Source organism: Devosia sp. FKR38 (genome assembly GCF_005222805.1).
GTDB lineage: Bacteria > Pseudomonadota > Alphaproteobacteria > Rhizobiales > Devosiaceae > Devosia.
In genome coordinates this window covers 325,975-342,487 of the sequence record NZ_STGC01000005.1, presented here as the reverse complement: position 1 = coordinate 342,487, position 16,513 = coordinate 325,975, and the positions used below count along the sequence as shown (strand labels likewise).

The window sequence follows — 16,513 nt, the reverse complement described above, 5'->3', positions numbered from 1 at the left end:
GCGGATGCCTGCCGTTCGCCGCCAAACCCGGCCAAAGCTCTCCAAGTCGTGTTCTTGTTCTGTTCTCCTCATGCTGCTAGAAGAGAACAACGACACCGGCCGCACGATTCGATGGCCGGGGACAGGCAGGAGACGCAGTCATGGCCCTATATCAAGCGCCGTCCTTTGAAGCCCTGGAACAGCTCAGCCGCAGCCGCGACGCCGATCTGGCGCGGCGCGAATTGCTCAATCCCGACCGCATCCGTGGCCGTGGCGCCCAGTCCAACACCACTGGCCGCTTCGAGAAGCAGACGCGCGAGAGCTTTGACGATGGCTGGGACAATGTGGAGCCGCTGTCGATCTTTGAGACGGTGGAACATGTCGAGCGCGCCAAGTCGATCATCACCACCAATGACAGTCCCGACATCGGCTTTGAGCGCTCGATCAATGCCTATCGTGGCTGCGAGCATGGCTGTTCCTACTGCTATGCCCGGCCGAGCCATGCCTTTTTGGGCCATTCGGCCGGCATCGAGTTCGAGCGCGACATCTATGTCAAGGTCAACGCGGTCGAGACGCTGCGGGCCGAGCTGGGCGCGCGCAATTACAAGGTCAAGCCCATCGCCATGGGCACCAATACCGACCCCTACCAGCCGGCCGAGCGCAAGCACAAGCTGACGCGCGGCATTCTGGAAGTCATGCTGGAGACGCGTCATCCGGTGATGATCACCACCAAATCGGCGCTGATCATCCGGGATCTCGATATCCTGACCGAGCTGGCCAAATTGGGTCTGGTCAAGGTCGCCATTTCCATGACCTCGATGGATCACAAGCTCAGCCGCCGCATGGAGCCGCGCGCCTCCTCGCCGGCGCGGCGTCTGGAAGCCATTCGCCTGCTCAGCGAAGCCGGCGTTCCGGTGGCGGTGTTTGCCTCGCCGATGATCCCGGCCATCAACGACATGGAGCTCGAGCGCATTCTCGATGCTGCCAAGGCGCAGGGCGCCAGCAGCGCCTCGATGATCCTGCTGCGCCTGCCCGGCGAGGTGCGCGACGTGTTCCGCGAATGGCTGCTGCGCCATTTCCCGGACCGGGTGCGCCATGTGCTGGCGCTGGTGCGCGATACGCGCGGCGGCAAGGATTATGACAGCCGCTTCGGCACCCGCATGACCGGCGAAGGCCCCTATGCCACGCTGTTGCGGCAGCGCTTCGACAAGGCGCGCGAGCGCTATGGCCTCGACGTCAAGCTGCCGGGCCTGCGCAATGACCTCTTCGTGGCGCCGCGGCTCGAAACCGCGCAGATGAGCTTGTTCTAGGGCCTGTCAGGCGATGCGGCGGCTGGTGAGCCGGGCGGTGATCAGCGCCATCACACCGGGGTCGTCATAGCGGTGCGTTGCCAGGCTCGCCCCGGCGGCCAGGAGTGCCGCTTCGTCGAGGCTGGTCATCATGCCCACCGTGCTCAGCCCCGCTGCCACGGCGGCGGTGATGCCGGTGCGCGAATCCTCAAAGCCCACCGAGACTTCGGCGTTGGCGCCGAGCAGGCGCAGGCCTTCGAGATAGGGCAAGGGATGCGGCTTGGAATGGGGGAGTTCGGCCCCGATCACCACGGCGCCGAAGCGCTTGGTAATGCCCAGGCCACCCAGCACCAGTTCGGCATTGGCCCGCGGCGCATTGGTCACTGCCGCCATGGGCACGCCATGCGCATCGGCCCAATCGAGCAGCGCGAAGAGGCCCGGCACCGGTTCGATAGCGCTGGCGGCGAGTTCGCGAAACATGGCCTCCTTGGCGTCAAGCACTGCCATGCCCGCCTCTGGGCTGAGCTGGGGCAACAGGCGCCGGGCGATGTCGACATTGGCCAGACCCTGCAGTTCCCGGGCAAAGCGCGGCTTGTCGAACTGCTGGCCATAGGGCGCAAACGCCTGGTTGAAGGCGGCCAGGTGCAGCGGGTCGGTATCGGCCAGCGTGCCATCAATATCAAACAGCAGCGCGGCGCCTTGCGTCGGGGTCATCGTCAGGTCCGGATCGTGGGGAAATGTGGTGTGCGGGCTAGTATTGGGTGACCTTGCGGGCATAGGCCGACATGAAGTCGAGCGAAGCCAGCACGCCGCGCATGGAGAGCCACACCGCCTTGGTGGGCGCGCTGCCGCCGGTCAGCGGCACGGTCAGCGTCAGCGCATTGCGTTCCTTCATCAGCGCGATCATCTGGTCGCGGCGGGCCGGGTCGGCAATGAAATACTGGTTGGTGGTGTTGTAGCGGGTCTCGAGGTCCGTGGTGAAATCGAGCGCCATGGGCGCCTGGCCGCTGAACGCAAAGATCATGGGCCGGCTGGTGTCGGTTTCGACGCCATCGGCGGCCACGGTCACGGCAATATCGAGGTCGCCAGTCAGCCGGTTGCGCAGCACCGTCAGCTTATATGCCGGCAGGCCCGAGCCGTTCAGCTCCTGGCTGCCGGTGCTGGCAAAACAGGACGTGCCGTAGAAATCGGTGGCATCCTCGTTGATCACATCGGGACAGGCCGCCAGCCAGTCGCGGTTATATTCGCGCCATTCGCCAAAGGCATGGTGGAAGGGGGCAGCGGCCACGGGGCTCGCCAACAGCAGGCAGGCAGCAAAGCATGTCGAAACGCGCATCTTATCTCTCAATGGCTTTGCCCCCCGGCGGAAGTCTTATATCAGGCTCGGCAGGCGGGTGAAATGGAGCGATTGCCTTGGAAATCGAAAAGCTTGGCGGTCTGACACTGGCTTTCGTGCCGGCCGATGGCCCGCTGTTGTCAAGCGAGGCCGACGCCGTCGATCTGATGGGGCAGACCTATGGCACCGGCGCCGACATGGTGGTGCTGCCCGTCTCCCGGCTGGTGCCCGATTTCTTCCGGCTCGAGACGCGTCTGGCGGGCCTGTTCATCCAGAAGCTGCAGAACTATCAGCTGCGGCTGGTCATCATGGGTGACATCAGCGCCGAGATGGCGCGCAGCCGGGCGCTCACCGATTTTGTCGGCGAGACCAACCGCATCGGCTTTCACCTATTTGTCCCCGACCGCGCGGCACTTGCGGCGGCAGTGCCGGGGCGCCGCTGAATGGCGAGACGCACTACCCCAACCGGCCCGGCGCTGTTCGATGGCGAAGCTGGCCGGCCCGACTTTTCCCATGAGGCCATGCTGATCGCGCGCGGCGCCAAAGTGGTCGTCGGCGTCGACGAGGCCGGGCGCGGTCCGCTCGCGGGGCCCGTGGTGGTGGCCGCCGTGCGGCTCGATCCCGAGCGCATTCCGCCCGGCCTCAATGATTCCAAAAAGCTCAATGCCAGCCAGCGTGAGGCGCTGTTCGATCTCATCATGGCCAGCGCCGAGGTGTCCATCGCCAGCGCGCCGCCCGATGAGATCGTGACGCGCAATATCCGCGGCGCCACGCTGGCCGCCATGGCCCGTGCCGTCAGCGCCCTGCCCACTCCGGCCGATCGCGCGTTGATCGATGGCCGCGACGTGCCGCCGGGCCTGCCCTGCCCGGGTCTGGCGCTGATTGGCGGCGACGGGCGCAGCGTCTCGATTGCCGCGGCCTCCATCGTCGCCAAGGTCACGCGCGACCGCATGTGCGCCATCATGGAGGCTGACGCGCCCGGCTTCGGCTTTGCCGGCCACAAGGGCTATGGCACCGCCGCGCATCTGCGGGCGCTGGTCGACCAGGGCCCCAGCCGGCATCACCGAAGTGAATTCGCCCCGGTTGCCGCGGCTCTGGCACAGCGCAGGACGCTGGCTTAACCTCCTGCTAACCCCTTACGAACGCTCCATTAACCCTGGTGGGCTATAAGGGGATTGTTAGTACTGCGTTAGGGTTAAGTGTATGTTGAGTACCGCGCGTACGGCCGCCATGGCCGATGCGGATGGGGCCTCGCGCCTCCCGATCGATACCATCCTTGTGGGCGATTGCATCGACCACATGAACGCCCTGCCGGCCGGCTCGGTTGATCTGATTTTTGCTGACCCTCCCTACAATCTGCAGCTTGAGCAGGGCCTCACCCGCCCCGATCAGAGCAAGGTGGATGCGGTGGATGACGAGTGGGACAAGTTCGAGAGCTTTGCCCATTACGACGCCTTTACCCGCGCCTGGCTCAAGGCGGCGCGGCGGGTGCTCAAGCCCGACGGGGCCCTTTGGGTCATCGGCAGCTACCACAATATCTTTCGCGTCGGCGCGGCGCTGCAGGATCTCGACTTCTGGATGCTCAACGACATCGTCTGGCGCAAGGCCAATCCGATGCCGAACTTCCGCGGCACGCGCTTTACCAATGCGCATGAAACGCTGATCTGGGCCGCCAGGAGCCAGAAGAGCCGCGTCACCTTCAACTATGAAGCCATGAAGCTGGCCAATGACGACACGCAGATGCGCAGCGACTGGCTGTTCCCCATCTGCACGGGCGCCGAGCGGCTCAAGGGCGATGACGACGAAAAGGTGCATCCGACGCAAAAGCCGGAAGCCCTGCTGTTCCGCATCCTCAATGCCACCACCAAGCCGGGCGACATCGTGCTCGATCCCTTCTTTGGCACCGGCACCACGGGCGCCGTCGCCCGCAAGCTGGGCCGGCATTTCATCGGCATCGAGCGCGAGCAGAGCTATATCAATGCCGCGCTCAAGCGCATCGCCGGCATTCGCCCGGGCGTGTTCGAGGCGCTGCAGTCGGTCACGCCCAAGCGCAAGGAAACTCGCATTCCCTTCGGTTCGCTGATCGAACAGGGGCTGATCGAGCCGGGCACGCAACTTTTTGACTTAACGAAACGTTACTTCGCCATGGTCCGCGCCGACGGCTCGCTCGTCTCGGGGACACACCAGGGCTCCATCCACAAGGTGGGTGCGCTGGTCCAGGGGGCCGAAGCCTGCAATGGCTGGACCTTCTGGCATCACGATATGGACGGACAGACCGCCCCCATCGACACCCTGCGCGCCGGCGTCCGCGCCGAGCTGGAACGACTTTCCGCCTGACCCTGACCTCCAATCACTCAGGCTTCTGACTGGCCGCCGGCTCATCCCGGCGGCCTTTTTCTATCGGGCGGGGAGGCAACACCGATCCAGCGGTTTCCCCCTATGAACGCAGGCGCTTTGGCAGCACCATGGCACTGGGCCACCGCAAGAACTAGACCGGTGCCGCCATCTCCGCCCGCAAGCTACGGAGGTCAGCTATGTCCTTTGCCAAACGTGAACTTGCCATCGTCGATGGCACTGGTCGGCACAGAGTCGCGATCCATGTGTTCGCGCCCGAACAAGGCGAGCGCGGCTGGATGTGTCGCTACGAGATCGGCTGGCCGGAGCGGCAAAGATCGGGCGCTGGATATGGGATAGACGGCATGCAGGCGCTGACGATTGCCCTGCAGAATATCGGCGCCGAACTTTACGCCAGCCCCTACCACACGGCGGGCACGCTGGTGTTTGACAAGCCGGGCAATGGCTACGGCTTCCCTATTGCGAAGGACGCAAGGCATCTCCTGGTGGGAGACGACGCCAGACATGAGGGCAATGGTTAGTCCCCCTTACGCCACCGCCAAAGCCTCCAGATCCGGCACACCCAAGTTGACTACCTCGCGGGCGGTCTTGCCGATCATTGCCCCGACGCTGCGGGAGACGCAGGAGAGAGTTTCAACGGCATCGCCATCCGCGCCTCCCGGGGCGCCAAGACTCTATAACCTTCAAAATACGACCCGCCATACCGGGCCAACTCCTGATCGGTCAGCGCCAAGAGCACCTCCGGCTTGCCCTGAACCGCGTCTCGAAAGGCAGCAACCGTGTGCGCCGCCAGTTCTGGATCAAACTGGCGCAGAAGGCGAGGCCCCCATTTGCCCTTGCCGGTCCATTGATGGCGCCCGAGCAGCATCAGATCGATCAGGCGCGGATAGAGTTGCGCGGCTATCGCCGCGATCTCGTCGGCCGGTCTTTCAGCCCGCAGATCATCGGCTAGGTCGCTGAGAAAATACCGCATGGTATCGTAAGAGATCCCGGCCAGTGGCCTTGGCCCCTGCGCCAAAATGGCCCGTGCCTCTTGCTGCATGGCATTTGCTGGCCCCGGGGCGCCGACAATAAGGCCGTGGGCAACCATGTTCACGATAACCGGCGCGCCGCCTTCGACGTCTTTTTCAACGAAATGGGCCAATGTCTCGGCGTCGTGCACAAACGCTTCGATTGGGAAGCCATCGAGACAGAACGACTCGCGCCAGGCCTGGTCCAGCGTTGGATAGATTACGACGAGATCGATGTCCGAGAAGGCATTTCCGTCGCCCCGCATGATCGAGCCGGCGACGAAAATGTGCGATGCGCCTGCGAACCGTGTGGCCAGGCATGTCTGTGCCGCCCGGAGCGCGGCATCTCTACGGTTTTCCTGCTGTTGCATTGTGGCGTCCTCTCCTCATGCGGGGACGCGGCGGGCACAAAAAAACCCGCTCGCATCCGGCGGGTTGATCATGCGTGTCTGAACTAGCTTTAGCTCATGACGTGACCAACCACCGCAGCGCGGTGGTGGTGGAGGTCGAAACTGCGGTCCTCTTGGTCATCAGCTCACGCTATCGCCACCGGAGGAATTGTCAATCGCCCGAGCGGGCTGGTGCTGCTTTGCACCCATCGCCAGCACCCCTACCCGACCGCCACAATCTCCAGTTCCATCGCCCCCACGCTCACCATTTCGCCCACCGTCTTGCCGATCAGCGCGCGGGCGATGGGGGAGACATAGGAGATGGTGCCGGCCTTGGGGTCGGCCTGGTCTTCGCCGACGATGCGGTAGCTCTGGCGGCGGCCGTCGTCGCGTTCGAAGGTCACTGTGCTGCCGAAGGCCACTTCGGTGGCGTTTTCGGACGCCGGCACCAGTTGCGCGGTGCGGACACGTTCTGCGAAATAGCGCAGGTCGCGCAGCGGATTGGCGGCCTGGCGGCGGCGCTCGTTGACGTCCTCGATCAGCGTGGCCGCGTCATAGGCGGCGCGGGCGGCATCGCGCTGCTGTTCGAGCGCAGCCAGGCCCTCTGGCGTCACCAGATTGGGCGCGTCGGAAATCGGCCGATCCGGCAGCAGGGTTTCTGATGCGGTTTCGGCGCTGTCTTCCTTGGTGAAGGCTACACTCAATCGTCTGCTCCTGCGGCGCCCGTGGCGCCCTGCGCAAAGTCCATAGCCCCGTTCGCGCCCGCGGCGCAAATCGCGGTGCTAGCAGCGGTCCCACCAATGTGCCCAGACCGGCACGCGTCCGCACCATGCCCGCGCCCCCGCCGATTGGCGCATGCCTCTCGTCCTGCTCCCCCTTCCCCCGCTCCCCCACCCCGCGCCCCCAAGCCCCGCACACCGCGCAAACCAGCCCCCGCCAAAAATCCGCAACCCATCACTAGACGACCGGTCTATTCCATCCTATATCAGCGCCATGAACACGATCCCCAAGAGCGAACAGACCCGCAGCCGTATCCTGTCGACAGGCCGTCGCCTGGTGCTGGGCATGGGCTTTACCGGCATGGGGCTGAAGGAACTGCTGACCGAAAGCGCCGTGCCCAAGGGCTCGTTCTACCATTATTTTGCCTCCAAGGAGGCCTTCGGGCAGGCGCTGCTGGAGGACTATGTCACCGACTATCTCGGCCGGGTCGATAGTCTCGTCGCCGCGCCCGGCACAGGCGGCGCGCGGTTGCTGACCTATTGCACGGCCTGGCTGGCCGCCGCCAACAAGCCCTCGATTGCCGAGACGTGCCTGGTGGTCAAGCTGGCCAGCGAAATCTCGGACCTGTCCGAGGACATGCGCACCACGCTCGATGCCGGCGTCACCGAGTTGGTGGCACGGCTCGAGCAGATCATCGCCCAGGGCATGGCCGATGGCTCGATTGTCCCGCAAGGCGACACCGCCCGGGCGGCGCGCCTGCTCTATGGCCAATGGCTGGGCGCGGCGATCCTGAGCAAGCTGGGCAAGTCCGAACAGCCGCTCGTCGACGCCATGGACGACACGCGCCGGCGCTTTTTCCCCTAACCCACCCCTTCCCTTTCACATCCCTATCCAAAGCAAGGAGCTCGCCATGCGCGCAGCCATTTATGAGAATTTCGGCAATCCCTCTGAGGTCACCAAGCTCGGCGACGTGGCCCAGCCCAATCCCGGCAAGGGCGAAGTGCGCATCCGCACCATTTTGTCGCCCATCCACAATCACGATCTGTGGACCACGCGCGGCAGCTATGGCTACAAGCCCACCCTGCCCGCCATCGGCGGCACCGAGGCTGTCGGCACGGTCGATGCCGTCGGCGAAGGCGTTGATGCGGCCCTCGTTGGCCAGCGCGTCGCCGTTGCCGGCATCAATGGCACCTGGGCCGAGTTTTTCGTGGCGCCCGCCGCTGGCCTTGTCCCGCTCCCGGCTGCCATCGCCGATGAGGCTGCCGCCCAGCTGATCGCCATGCCGTTCAGCGCCATTTCGCTGCTCGACCTGCTCAAGGCCAAGGCCGGCGACTGGATCGTGCAGACCGCTGCCAATGGCGCCGTCGGCAAGGTGCTGGCTGCCCTCACCGCCGAACGTGGCATCGGCCTGATCAATCTGGTCCGCCGCGAAGAGGCCGTTGCGGAACTGACCGAGCTGGGCATGACCCATGTCATCGCCACCTCGAACGCCAACTGGATCGAGCAGGTCAAAGCCATCACCGGCCCCAAGGGCGCCGTTTCGGCCGTGGATTCGGTGGGTGGCGAGGTCGGCGCATCGCTGATCGACGTGCTGGGCAGCGATGGCGAGCTGGTGATCTTCGGCACCGCCACCGGCGCGCCCATGCCGCTCAATTCGGGCGCCGTGATCTTTAAGGAAATCACCATCAAGGGCTTCTGGGGCGCCAAGGTCAGCGCCGCCATGTCCGGCGAAAAGAAGGGCCAGCTCTTCGGCGAGCTGATCACCCTGGCCGTCCAGGGTAAGCTGCCGCTGCCGGTCGGCGGCGTGTTCGACCTCGCCGATGCCGGCAAGGCCATGGACGCCGCCCAGATCCCCGGCCGCCCCGGCAAGATCCTGCTGCGCGCCTGAGCCATCCCAATATCAAGCTGACCGAGGCCCGCCCCACAGGCGGGCCTTTTTTGCGCCTCTAGCGGCCTGCTAGCCAGCCAAAGGCCCGGCGCAGAAAGGCCTGCCCATCGTTGGGGATCAGGGGGCCATGCGCCATGATCACCCGCTCTGTCGGCCAGGCCAGGATGGTTGCAAGCGACTGCCGCGCGGCCCGCCGGTCGAAGAACGCCATGCGGAATTTGCGCGGCACGGTCGGCTCGTCGGCCAGCATCAGGTCCAGCCGGGCGACCAGCGCCCGCCAGCCGCTGAACCAGCCCGGCGGAAACTGCTGGATCAGATCGGTGACAATGGTGGTGCGGCTCTCGCGGTGGAAGAACACCACCTCGGTGGTGATGCGATTGCCCCACATGATGGCGAACTCGATCTCCCCGGCCCAATCAGCGACCGGGCCATCGCTGAAGTCGACGTCAAATCGGATATCGCGGCGTTTCTCTCGCAGTCCGGGCGGCGCACAGACCGTGGCGTCGGGAAAAGCCTGCTGCCAATCGGCCAGGAAGCTGTGGTGCAGGCCATTGGGTGCCACCAGAAAACGCACCACGCCCAGTGCATTGACCGCAGTGGCCAGCGCTTCGGACAGGGCAATGGGCGACCAGATCACCAGATCCCCGCGCGCCAAGCGGAGCACGGCCATGCGGGTGGGATAGGCAAACCCGGCCGCCGCGGTGACCGTTGATCCCTCCGCAATCCAGATATTCGGGCCAAACGCCTGCATGGGCGGCCTCCGCAATGTTTACATGCGTATAAATTTATACCATTGTGTAAACATGGCAATCCCCAAGCGTACCGACCGATCCCGCCTCCTCATTCTCAATGCCGCCGACGCGGCATTCCGGGCGCTGGGCTATGAGGCGACTTCTGTCGAGGAAATCGCCATCCGCGCCGGCCTGACGCGGAAGACGGTCTACAATCTCTTCGCCTCCAAGGAGGACATTGCCCTCCAGCTCATTGCCCGGGTGGAAGCGCAGGACGGGTCCTACCGCAGCCGCATGCTGGCGGGCGACGGTGCGGTGGCCCTGCTCGAAACGGTCTTCCTCGACAGCGCCCAGTGGTGCCTGGCCAATCCGGCGCTGGCCCGGCTCGCCCTTGCTCCGGCCGACCGGCCAGAGCTTGCGCCGCCGCCTGATCGGCCATCGTTTCAGCGCCTGGTGCGTGACATTGTTGCACTCGGCCAGAGCCAGGGCGTCATCCGCCGCGATGAAGACGCCAATCTGCTGGCGCTGATCCTGCTGGGCATCTATGGCCAGGCCATGCTCTCCGTCCTCGCCGGACGGCCCTTCGTCGCTGACGAGATCAGGCGCATCATCCGCATCGTTGTCGAAGGCATCGGCGCGCGGTGAGCCGTATGGCTGCTCAGTCCAGCCCGGCCGCTGCCAGCACCTTGCGGAACAGCGTCGGCAGGGCCTCGCCCTTGAGCGAATGTGGCGCCGCCCACCAGCCGCCATCGAGACCATCGGGCGCGACTTCGGCTGACCAGACTTCAAGCTCGAGGCGGAAATGGGTGAACACATGCACCACTTGGCCGCGATGCTGCCAGGCGGCGTCGCGCGGATAGGCAGCGGCGCCGAGGTCAGACGTCCAGTCCGAACCCGGCACTTCGGTCATGCCACCCAGCAGGCCCTTGGCCGGCCGGCTCTGCAGATAGACATCGCCCGCGCTGTCGCGCATGACAAAGGCATGGCCCCGGCGCACCGGCCGGTCGGCCTTGACCGGCTTGACCGGATAAAGCGTCGGATCGCCCTGCCGCGTGGCGATGCAGCCGGGCTGGATCGGGCAGAGCATGCAGGCGGCGGCGCGCGGCGCACAGATAGTGGCGCCCAGATCCATCATGGCCTGGGCATAGTCGCCGGCCCGCTGGGGCACGCTGGCCTGGAGGGCGGCGCGAAGCGCGTCCTTGGCCTCGCGCACCGGCACATCGAGCGCATAGTAGCGCGCCAGCACCCGGTCGAGATTGCCATCGAGCACGGCAACCGGCTCGTCAAAGCCGATCGCGGCGATGGCGGCGCTGGTATAGGCGCCAATGCCCGGCAGCGCCTGCAGGCCCTCTGAACTGTCGGGGAACACACCGCCATGCTCGGCCACCACCGCCTGGGCGCAGGCATGCAGGTTCCGCGCACGAGCGTAATAGCCCAGGCCCGCCCATTCACGCAGCACGCTGTCGAGCGGCGCCGCAGCCAGATCAGCCACGGTCGGCCAGAGGCTGGTGAAGCGCAGGAAATAGGCCTTCACGGCGGCCACGGTCGTCTGCTGCAGCATCACCTCGCTCAGCCAGACCCGATAGGGATCGGGCCGGGTGCCTTTGGCGCGATCAGCCGGCGCCACCCGCCACGGCAGGTCGCGGGCATGGCGATCATACCAGACGAGCACGGCGTCGGCGTCGATGGGGGCGGGATTGGGGAGATGCATGGCTATCGGATATATCCGGGCGGCGGATTGAAACAAGGGGGCCACCTTCACTTCGGATAGGTTGGCTCCCGGCCCCTTCCACCCTCTTCCCCCTTGTGGGGAGGCCCGGCGTCGCGATACTTGGGCACCATGGCCAAAGACGATCCACCAGAGCCCAAGCGTCGCAATCGGACCATGAGCATGGCCGATGTGCTCAGCGGCGCGCTCGATCCCGTGCTCAAGCAGCGCGGCTTTGCCAGTCGCGACATCATCACCCATTGGTCGGTGATGGCGCCCAAGCCCTATGACAGCGTGGCCATTCCCGACAAGCTGAGCTGGCCGCGCGGCGAGCGCAGTGCCGAAGGCGCCACGCTGCTGCTGCGCTGCGTGCCCGGCCATGCGCTGGCCATTGCCCATGAGGGCGAGCGCATTGCCGCCGCCGTCAACCGCTATTTCGGCTTCGTGCTGGTGGGCAGCGTGCGCCTCTCGGCCGAGCCATTCAGGCCCGGTTCAGCGCCGGTCGCCAATACTCCTCTTCAACCCAGCCAATCCGTGGTGGCCAGGGTCGGGGCGGAAGTTGCCGACGTGGCCGACGAGGAGGTGCGGGAAGCCCTGCGCAAGCTCGGTCATGCCCTGGCCAGCCGAGCGGAGCGGAAACACGGATAGTGCGTTCACCGAGCAGTGATAAAGCTGCCCACTTGCCCTCACATTTTGCCCGTGTAGTGTCGCCACAATCAAAACAGGAGCCTGAGCTGTGAAATTTACCCGCCGTGACACCCTTATTCTGGCAGCAGCCGCATCGGCGCTGAGCCTGTGCGGGGTCGCCACCGCCAATGCAGCCGAAGGCGACACCGTCGATGTGGCCAAGCTGATGGCGCCTGCTGGCGGCTATGTCGATCACGTCCTGGGCAGCGACACCGCGCCGGTGACCGTGATCGAATATGCCTCGCCGACCTGCCCGCACTGTGCGTCCTTCGCCAATGATGTGCTGCCCGGCTTCATCGCCGCCTATGTCGATACGGGCAAGGTCAAGTTCATCAGCCGCCCCTTCGTGCGCAATGTGCTCGATGCCGCCGTGTTCATGCTGGCCGAGGCCGCCGGCCCGACCAATTACCACAATGTGGTCTCGACGTTCTTTAAGACGCAGACCACCTGGGCCAGCTCGCAGACCCCGCGCGACGCGATCCTGGAAATCGCCAAGCAGCTGGGCTTTACCCAGGAAACGTTTGACGCTGCATTGACGAATCAGGACCTGTTCAAGGGGATGGAAGCGGTGCGCGAGCAGGCACTGAACGATTTCAAGCTGGAAGGCACGCCGACATTCTATGTCAACGGCAAGACAATCAGCGGTGAACAGAGTGTCGAGTCGCTGGGTGCGGTCGTCGATCCGCTGCTGCCTGCCGATTTCGTCCCCACCGCCGCCGCGCCTGCCGCAGCCGCACCGGCCGCTGACGCCGCTGTCCCGGCAACCGATGCCATGGCACCGGCCGCAACCGACGCCATGGCGCCTGCTGCAACCGACGCGATGGCCCCGGCCGCTGGCGCAGCAACGCCTGTCAAGTAAAGCGCATCCCGCCGCATTCCGCCGCCTCCTTGTGGGGCGGCGCCACGGCTTGGGCTTGGGGCGGGTGACATGAAGTTCTCCCGCCTCAAGCTGCATGGCTTCAAATCCTTCTGCGACGAAACCACCCTGGTCATGGAGCCGGGGCTGACCGGCATTGTCGGGCCCAATGGCTGCGGCAAATCCAATCTCGTGGAAGCCATGCGCTGGGTCATGGGCGAAAGCTCCTACAAGGCCATGCGCGCCTCGGGCATGGACGATGTGATCTTTTCCGGCTCGGGCAACCGGCCGGGCCGCAACTCGGCCGAAGTCACCCTGGTGCTGGACAATTCGGACCGCACTGCGCCGGCCGCCCTCAACACCGCCGATGTGCTCGAAGTCACCCGCCGCATCGAGCGCGAGGCCGGTTCGGTCTATCGCGTCAATGGCAAGGAAGTGCGCGCCCGCGATGTGCAGTTGCTCTTCGCCGATGCCTCCACCGGTGCCCATTCGCCGGCCATGGTGCGCCAGGGCCAGATCGGCGAGCTGATCGCCGCCAAGCCCACCGCGCGCCGGGCCCTGCTCGAAGAAGCCGCCGGCATTTCGGGGCTGCACTCGCGCCGCCATGAGGCCGAGCTGCGCCTGCGCGCCGCCGAGGGCAATCTTGAACGCGTCGATGACATCATCGCCCAGGTCGATAGCCAGCTCGAAACCCTCAAACGCCAGGCCCGCCTGGCCACGCGCTATCGCGCGCTGAGCGGCGACATTCGCCGCGCCGAGGCCACGCTGTTCCACATCCGCTGGGTCGCGGCGCGCTTTGCCGAAAGGGAAGCCGAGGCGCAGCAGGCCGTGCTGATCCGCGCGCTGGCCGATGCCACCCATCATGAGCTGGCCGCGCAAAAGGCGCTGAAAGCCGCCGATGCCGCCTTGCAACCCTTGCGCGATCGCGAGGCGGTCACCGGCGCCGTATTGCAGCGCTACACCATCCTCTCCGAACAGCTGGCCGAGGAGACGCGGCGCATCGGCCAGCGCAAGGCCGAGCTGGACGACCGCATCCGTCAGCTCGCCGCCGATGGCACGCGCGAGCGCGATCTGGTGGCCGAAAGCGAGCTGACGCTGGCGCAGAACGCCGCTGAACTCGCCCAATTGCAGGACGAGATCGCATCCGCCCAGGCCGATTTTGACGAAGCCCGCGACGTCGCCGACATCGCCCGCGAGGCCGTCGATGACGCCGAGGCCGAGGCGCGCGCTGCCGCCGATGCCCTGGCACAATTGCGGGCCCGCCGTGGCCAGGCGCAGCGCAGCCTCGTCGATGCCGAGGGGCGCGTGGCCCGGCTGGCGCGCGAACTCGCCGACGTTCAAGCCGAGGCGCAAGCCGTCGCGGCGCAGCTTGATGCCGATGACACGCTGAGCCAGAAGCGGACGGCCCTCGCAGAAGCCCAGGAACAGGCCTATGCGGCCGAGGCGCTGGCCACCGAGGCCGAAGCCGCCTCCACCCAGGCCCAGGACGCGCTCGATGACGCGCGGCCAAAGCTGGCCGACATCGACGCCGCGCTCAACCGGCTCGAAGCGGAAGCCGCAACGCTGGGCAAGATGCTCAATGTCGGCGCCAGCCTGTGGCCGGCCATTGTCGACGAGCTGAAAGTCACCCCCGGCTATGAAACGGCCCTGGGCGCCGCGCTGGGCGATGATCTGGATGCCAGTTCCGACGCCGGTGCGCCCATGCACTGGTCGGTGCCGGTCGATCATACCGACGACGCCGCCCTGCCTCAGGCCGCTGAACCGCTCAGCCGTTATGTCACCGGCAGCGCCCTGCTCAAGCGCCGGCTCGACCAGATCGGGCTGATCAGTGGCGTCGATGGCCCGAGCCTCATGCACGCCCTCAAGCCGGGGCAGCGCCTCGTCACCCTTGAGGGCGCGTTGTGGCGCTGGGATGGTTTTGTCGCCGCCGCCGATGCGCCCAGCGCCGCCGCGCAACGCCTGGCGCAGCGCAATCGCCTGGCCGAGCTGGACGAAGACATCGCCCGCACCCGTGGCGAGCGCAATGGCTGGAAGCGGCAGGTCGATGCCCTCGCCGCAGCGCTCGAAACCGCGCGCCAGGATGAGCGCGCCCGCCGCGAGGCCTGGCGCTCCGCCCAGCATGCCATTGGCGCGGCGCAGGCCGAAGTCGATACCGCCCAGCGCGCCATGGGCGATCTCACCACGCGCCAGTCCACCCTGGCCGAGGCCCAATTGCGGCTTGAGGCCAGCCGCAATGAAGCCGAAGCCGCCCGCGCCGAAGCCGAAAAGGCGCTGGCCGGCGCCGGCACCGAGGACGAAGCGGCGCACCACGCCAATGCCGCCCAGGCCCGGCTGACCGCCATGCGCGACCGGTCTGACCAGGCCCGGCTGCGCCTGGGCAGTTTTGAGAGCGCCGCCACCATGCGCGCCAGCCGCGTCGCCCAGCTTGAGCGCGACAGCCAGAGCTGGCAGCGCCGCCGCGACAGCGCCCAGGCGCAATTGGCCACGCTCGACCAGCGTAGTGCCGAAGTCGCCGCGCAGCGCGATGCCCTGCTCGCCGCGCCCGATGGCTTTGACAGCCGCCGCGCCCAGCTCGACGACCAGATCGAGACCGCCAGCGCCGAACATCAGGCCGCCGGCGACGCCCTCGCCAGCGCCCAGACCGGCCATCGCGAGGCCGACCGCGCCCTGCGCGCCGCCAGCGAGGTCCTGGCCAATGCGCGCATCGAGCTCACCCGCATCGAGGAGCGCCTCAAGGGCTATATCGCCCAGCGCCAGCAGATCGAGCGGAGCATCGAAGAAAGCCTGCAGATCCCCGCCAGCAAGACGCTGGAAGCCTCGGGCATCCGCCCCAGCGATCCCCTGCCCGCGGAAGCTGCCACCGAACAGCGGCTCGACCGGCTCAAGGCCGAGCGCGAGCGGCTGGGCGGGGTTAATCTGTCGGCCGAAAAGGAAGCCGAAGAGGTGCAGGCCCGCCTCGATCTGATGGTCAAGGACAAGAATGACCTCATAGAAGCCATCGCCAAGCTGCGCACCGGCATTTCCTCGCTCAACCGCGAGGGCCGCGCCCGGCTCAACGAAGCCTTCGTGCGGGTCAATGCCTATTTCCAGGAGCTGTTTACGACGCTCTTCGGCGGCGGCACGGCCGAGCTCAGCTTTGTCGAAAGCGATGATCCGCTCGAAGCAGGCCTGGAAATCATCGCCCGCCCGCCTGGCAAGAAGCCGCAGACCATGACGCTGCTCTCGGGCGGCGAGCAGGCGCTGACCGCCATGAGCCTGATCTTTGCCGTCTTCCTGACCAATCCGGCGCCGATCTGCGTGCTCGACGAAGTTGATGCCCCGCTCGACGACGCCAATGTCGAGCGCTTCTGCAACCTGCTCGATTCCATGCGCCAGCGTACCAACACGCGCTTCATGGTCATCACCCACAATCCCATCACCATGAGCCGCGTCGACCGCCTCTTCGGCGTCACCATGGCCGAACGCGGCGTCAGCCAGTTGGTGTCGGTGGATCTGACGACCGCGGAGACGTTCCTAGAGGTGGGGTGATCCGGCGGAGGCCGACGCCAGCGCGCCCCAACCCGGC

General features: G+C 66.2%; 17 protein-coding genes. 11 read left to right on the top strand and 6 right to left on the bottom strand.

The features are described from left to right. Positions 1–140: 140 nt before the first annotated feature. A complete protein-coding gene (locus E8M79_RS06765; RefSeq protein ID WP_137151176.1) occupies positions 141–1,289 on the top strand; it encodes a PA0069 family radical SAM protein in 1,149 nt (382 codons plus the stop codon). A gap of 6 nt (positions 1,290–1,295) precedes the next feature. On the opposite strand, the gene E8M79_RS06760 is transcribed toward E8M79_RS06765, so the two are convergent. After that, positions 1,296–1,982: an HAD-IA family hydrolase gene (locus E8M79_RS06760; protein WP_137151175.1), complete on the bottom strand. Its 687-nt coding sequence runs from the start codon at positions 1,980–1,982 to the stop codon at positions 1,296–1,298. A 37-nt stretch (positions 1,983–2,019) separates the two neighbouring features. Then, positions 2,020–2,604, bottom strand: a complete 585-nt coding sequence (locus E8M79_RS06755) for a hypothetical protein (RefSeq protein ID WP_137151174.1) — start codon at positions 2,602–2,604, stop codon at positions 2,020–2,022. Positions 2,605–2,681: 77 nt separating this feature from the next. Here E8M79_RS06755 and E8M79_RS06750 point away from each other — a divergent pair, with 77 nt between their 5' ends. From E8M79_RS06750 to E8M79_RS06735, 4 genes are all read left to right on the top strand, one after another. Beyond that, positions 2,682–3,047 (top strand): DUF4180 domain-containing protein, encoded by a 366-nt coding sequence (locus E8M79_RS06750; RefSeq protein ID WP_248304927.1) that lies wholly within the window; start codon positions 2,682–2,684, stop codon positions 3,045–3,047. Continuing rightward, a complete protein-coding gene (locus E8M79_RS06745; RefSeq protein WP_137151173.1) occupies positions 3,048–3,725 on the top strand; it encodes a ribonuclease HII in 678 nt (225 codons plus the stop codon). Positions 3,726–3,807: 82 nt separating this feature from the next. Further along, positions 3,808–4,941, top strand: a complete 1,134-nt coding sequence (locus E8M79_RS06740; RefSeq protein ID WP_137151172.1) for a site-specific DNA-methyltransferase — start codon at positions 3,808–3,810, stop codon at positions 4,939–4,941. 197 nt (positions 4,942–5,138) lie between these two features. After that, positions 5,139–5,480, top strand: a complete 342-nt coding sequence (locus tag E8M79_RS06735; protein ID WP_137151171.1) for a hypothetical protein — start codon at positions 5,139–5,141, stop codon at positions 5,478–5,480. Between the two features lie 74 nt (positions 5,481–5,554). On the opposite strand, the gene E8M79_RS06730 is transcribed toward E8M79_RS06735, so the two are convergent. Further along, positions 5,555–6,340 carry a nucleotidyltransferase domain-containing protein gene (locus E8M79_RS06730; protein WP_137151170.1) on the bottom strand — a complete coding sequence of 262 codons (786 nt, stop codon included), beginning with the start codon at positions 6,338–6,340 and terminating at the stop codon, positions 5,555–5,557. A 239-nt stretch (positions 6,341–6,579) separates the two neighbouring features. Then, complete coding sequence (greA, locus tag E8M79_RS06725; protein WP_137151169.1) at positions 6,580–7,062, bottom strand: transcription elongation factor GreA; 483 nt, start codon at positions 7,060–7,062, stop codon at positions 6,580–6,582. Between the two features lie 289 nt (positions 7,063–7,351). Between greA and E8M79_RS06720 the strand changes: the two genes are divergently transcribed. Both E8M79_RS06720 and E8M79_RS06715 read left to right on the top strand, forming a co-directional pair. Next, positions 7,352–7,942 carry a TetR/AcrR family transcriptional regulator gene (locus tag E8M79_RS06720; protein WP_137151168.1) on the top strand — a complete coding sequence of 197 codons (591 nt, stop codon included), beginning with the start codon at positions 7,352–7,354 and terminating at the stop codon, positions 7,940–7,942. 46 nt (positions 7,943–7,988) lie between these two features. Then, on the top strand, positions 7,989–8,966 hold the full coding sequence (locus E8M79_RS06715; RefSeq protein ID WP_137151167.1) for a zinc-binding dehydrogenase: 978 nt from the start codon (positions 7,989–7,991) through the stop codon (positions 8,964–8,966). A gap of 58 nt (positions 8,967–9,024) precedes the next feature. Here the strand turns inward: E8M79_RS06715 and E8M79_RS06710 are convergent, their stop codons facing one another. Further along, complete coding sequence (locus E8M79_RS06710; protein ID WP_137151166.1) at positions 9,025–9,717, bottom strand: DUF4336 domain-containing protein; 693 nt, start codon at positions 9,715–9,717, stop codon at positions 9,025–9,027. 52 nt (positions 9,718–9,769) lie between these two features. On the opposite strand from E8M79_RS06710, the gene E8M79_RS06705 reads away from it, so the two are divergent. After that, positions 9,770–10,342 (top strand): TetR/AcrR family transcriptional regulator, encoded by a 573-nt coding sequence (locus tag E8M79_RS06705; RefSeq protein ID WP_137151165.1) that lies wholly within the window; start codon positions 9,770–9,772, stop codon positions 10,340–10,342. A gap of 13 nt (positions 10,343–10,355) precedes the next feature. Here E8M79_RS06705 and mutY read toward each other — a convergent pair whose 3' ends face one another. Next, positions 10,356–11,408, bottom strand: a complete 1,053-nt coding sequence (gene mutY, locus E8M79_RS06700; RefSeq protein WP_137151164.1) for an A/G-specific adenine glycosylase — start codon at positions 11,406–11,408, stop codon at positions 10,356–10,358. Positions 11,409–11,537: 129 nt separating this feature from the next. Between mutY and E8M79_RS06695 the strand changes: the two genes are divergently transcribed. From E8M79_RS06695 to E8M79_RS06685, 3 genes are all read left to right on the top strand, one after another. Beyond that, positions 11,538–12,053 carry a DciA family protein gene (locus E8M79_RS06695; protein WP_137151163.1) on the top strand — a complete coding sequence of 172 codons (516 nt, stop codon included), beginning with the start codon at positions 11,538–11,540 and terminating at the stop codon, positions 12,051–12,053. Positions 12,054–12,141: 88 nt separating this feature from the next. Then, the gene (locus tag E8M79_RS06690) at positions 12,142–12,951 is read left to right on the top strand and encodes a thioredoxin domain-containing protein (protein ID WP_137151162.1); all 810 of its coding nucleotides are present in this window, start codon (positions 12,142–12,144) and stop codon (positions 12,949–12,951) included. A 69-nt stretch (positions 12,952–13,020) separates the two neighbouring features. Beyond that, positions 13,021–16,476 (top strand): AAA family ATPase, encoded by a 3,456-nt coding sequence (locus tag E8M79_RS06685; protein ID WP_137151161.1) that lies wholly within the window; start codon positions 13,021–13,023, stop codon positions 16,474–16,476. The last annotated feature ends 37 nt before the right edge of the window (positions 16,477–16,513 follow it).

Bases quoted from the DNA above. Each gene is read 5' to 3' on its own strand.
- mutY (WP_137151164.1), bottom strand. From the start codon at position 11,408: ATGCATCTCCCCAATCCCGCCCCCATCGACGCCGACGCCGTGCTCGTC.
- E8M79_RS06705 (WP_137151165.1), top strand. From the start codon at position 9,770: ATGGCAATCCCCAAGCGTACCGACCGATCCCGCCTCCTCATTCTCAAT.
- E8M79_RS06695 (WP_137151163.1), top strand. From the start codon at position 11,538: ATGGCCAAAGACGATCCACCAGAGCCCAAGCGTCGCAATCGGACCATG.
- E8M79_RS06740 (WP_137151172.1), top strand. From the start codon at position 3,808: ATGTTGAGTACCGCGCGTACGGCCGCCATGGCCGATGCGGATGGGGCC.
- E8M79_RS06755 (WP_137151174.1), bottom strand. From the start codon at position 2,604: ATGCGCGTTTCGACATGCTTTGCTGCCTGCCTGCTGTTGGCGAGCCCC.
- E8M79_RS06730 (WP_137151170.1), bottom strand. From the start codon at position 6,340: ATGCAACAGCAGGAAAACCGTAGAGATGCCGCGCTCCGGGCGGCACAG.
- E8M79_RS06720 (WP_137151168.1), top strand. From the start codon at position 7,352: ATGAACACGATCCCCAAGAGCGAACAGACCCGCAGCCGTATCCTGTCG.
- E8M79_RS06710 (WP_137151166.1), bottom strand. From the start codon at position 9,717: ATGCAGGCGTTTGGCCCGAATATCTGGATTGCGGAGGGATCAACGGTC.
- E8M79_RS06735 (WP_137151171.1), top strand. From the start codon at position 5,139: ATGTCCTTTGCCAAACGTGAACTTGCCATCGTCGATGGCACTGGTCGG.
- E8M79_RS06760 (WP_137151175.1), bottom strand. From the start codon at position 1,982: ATGACCCCGACGCAAGGCGCCGCGCTGCTGTTTGATATTGATGGCACG.
- E8M79_RS06685 (WP_137151161.1), top strand. From the start codon at position 13,021: ATGAAGTTCTCCCGCCTCAAGCTGCATGGCTTCAAATCCTTCTGCGAC.
- E8M79_RS06715 (WP_137151167.1), top strand. From the start codon at position 7,989: ATGCGCGCAGCCATTTATGAGAATTTCGGCAATCCCTCTGAGGTCACC.
- E8M79_RS06765 (WP_137151176.1), top strand. From the start codon at position 141: ATGGCCCTATATCAAGCGCCGTCCTTTGAAGCCCTGGAACAGCTCAGC.
- E8M79_RS06745 (WP_137151173.1), top strand. From the start codon at position 3,048: ATGGCGAGACGCACTACCCCAACCGGCCCGGCGCTGTTCGATGGCGAA.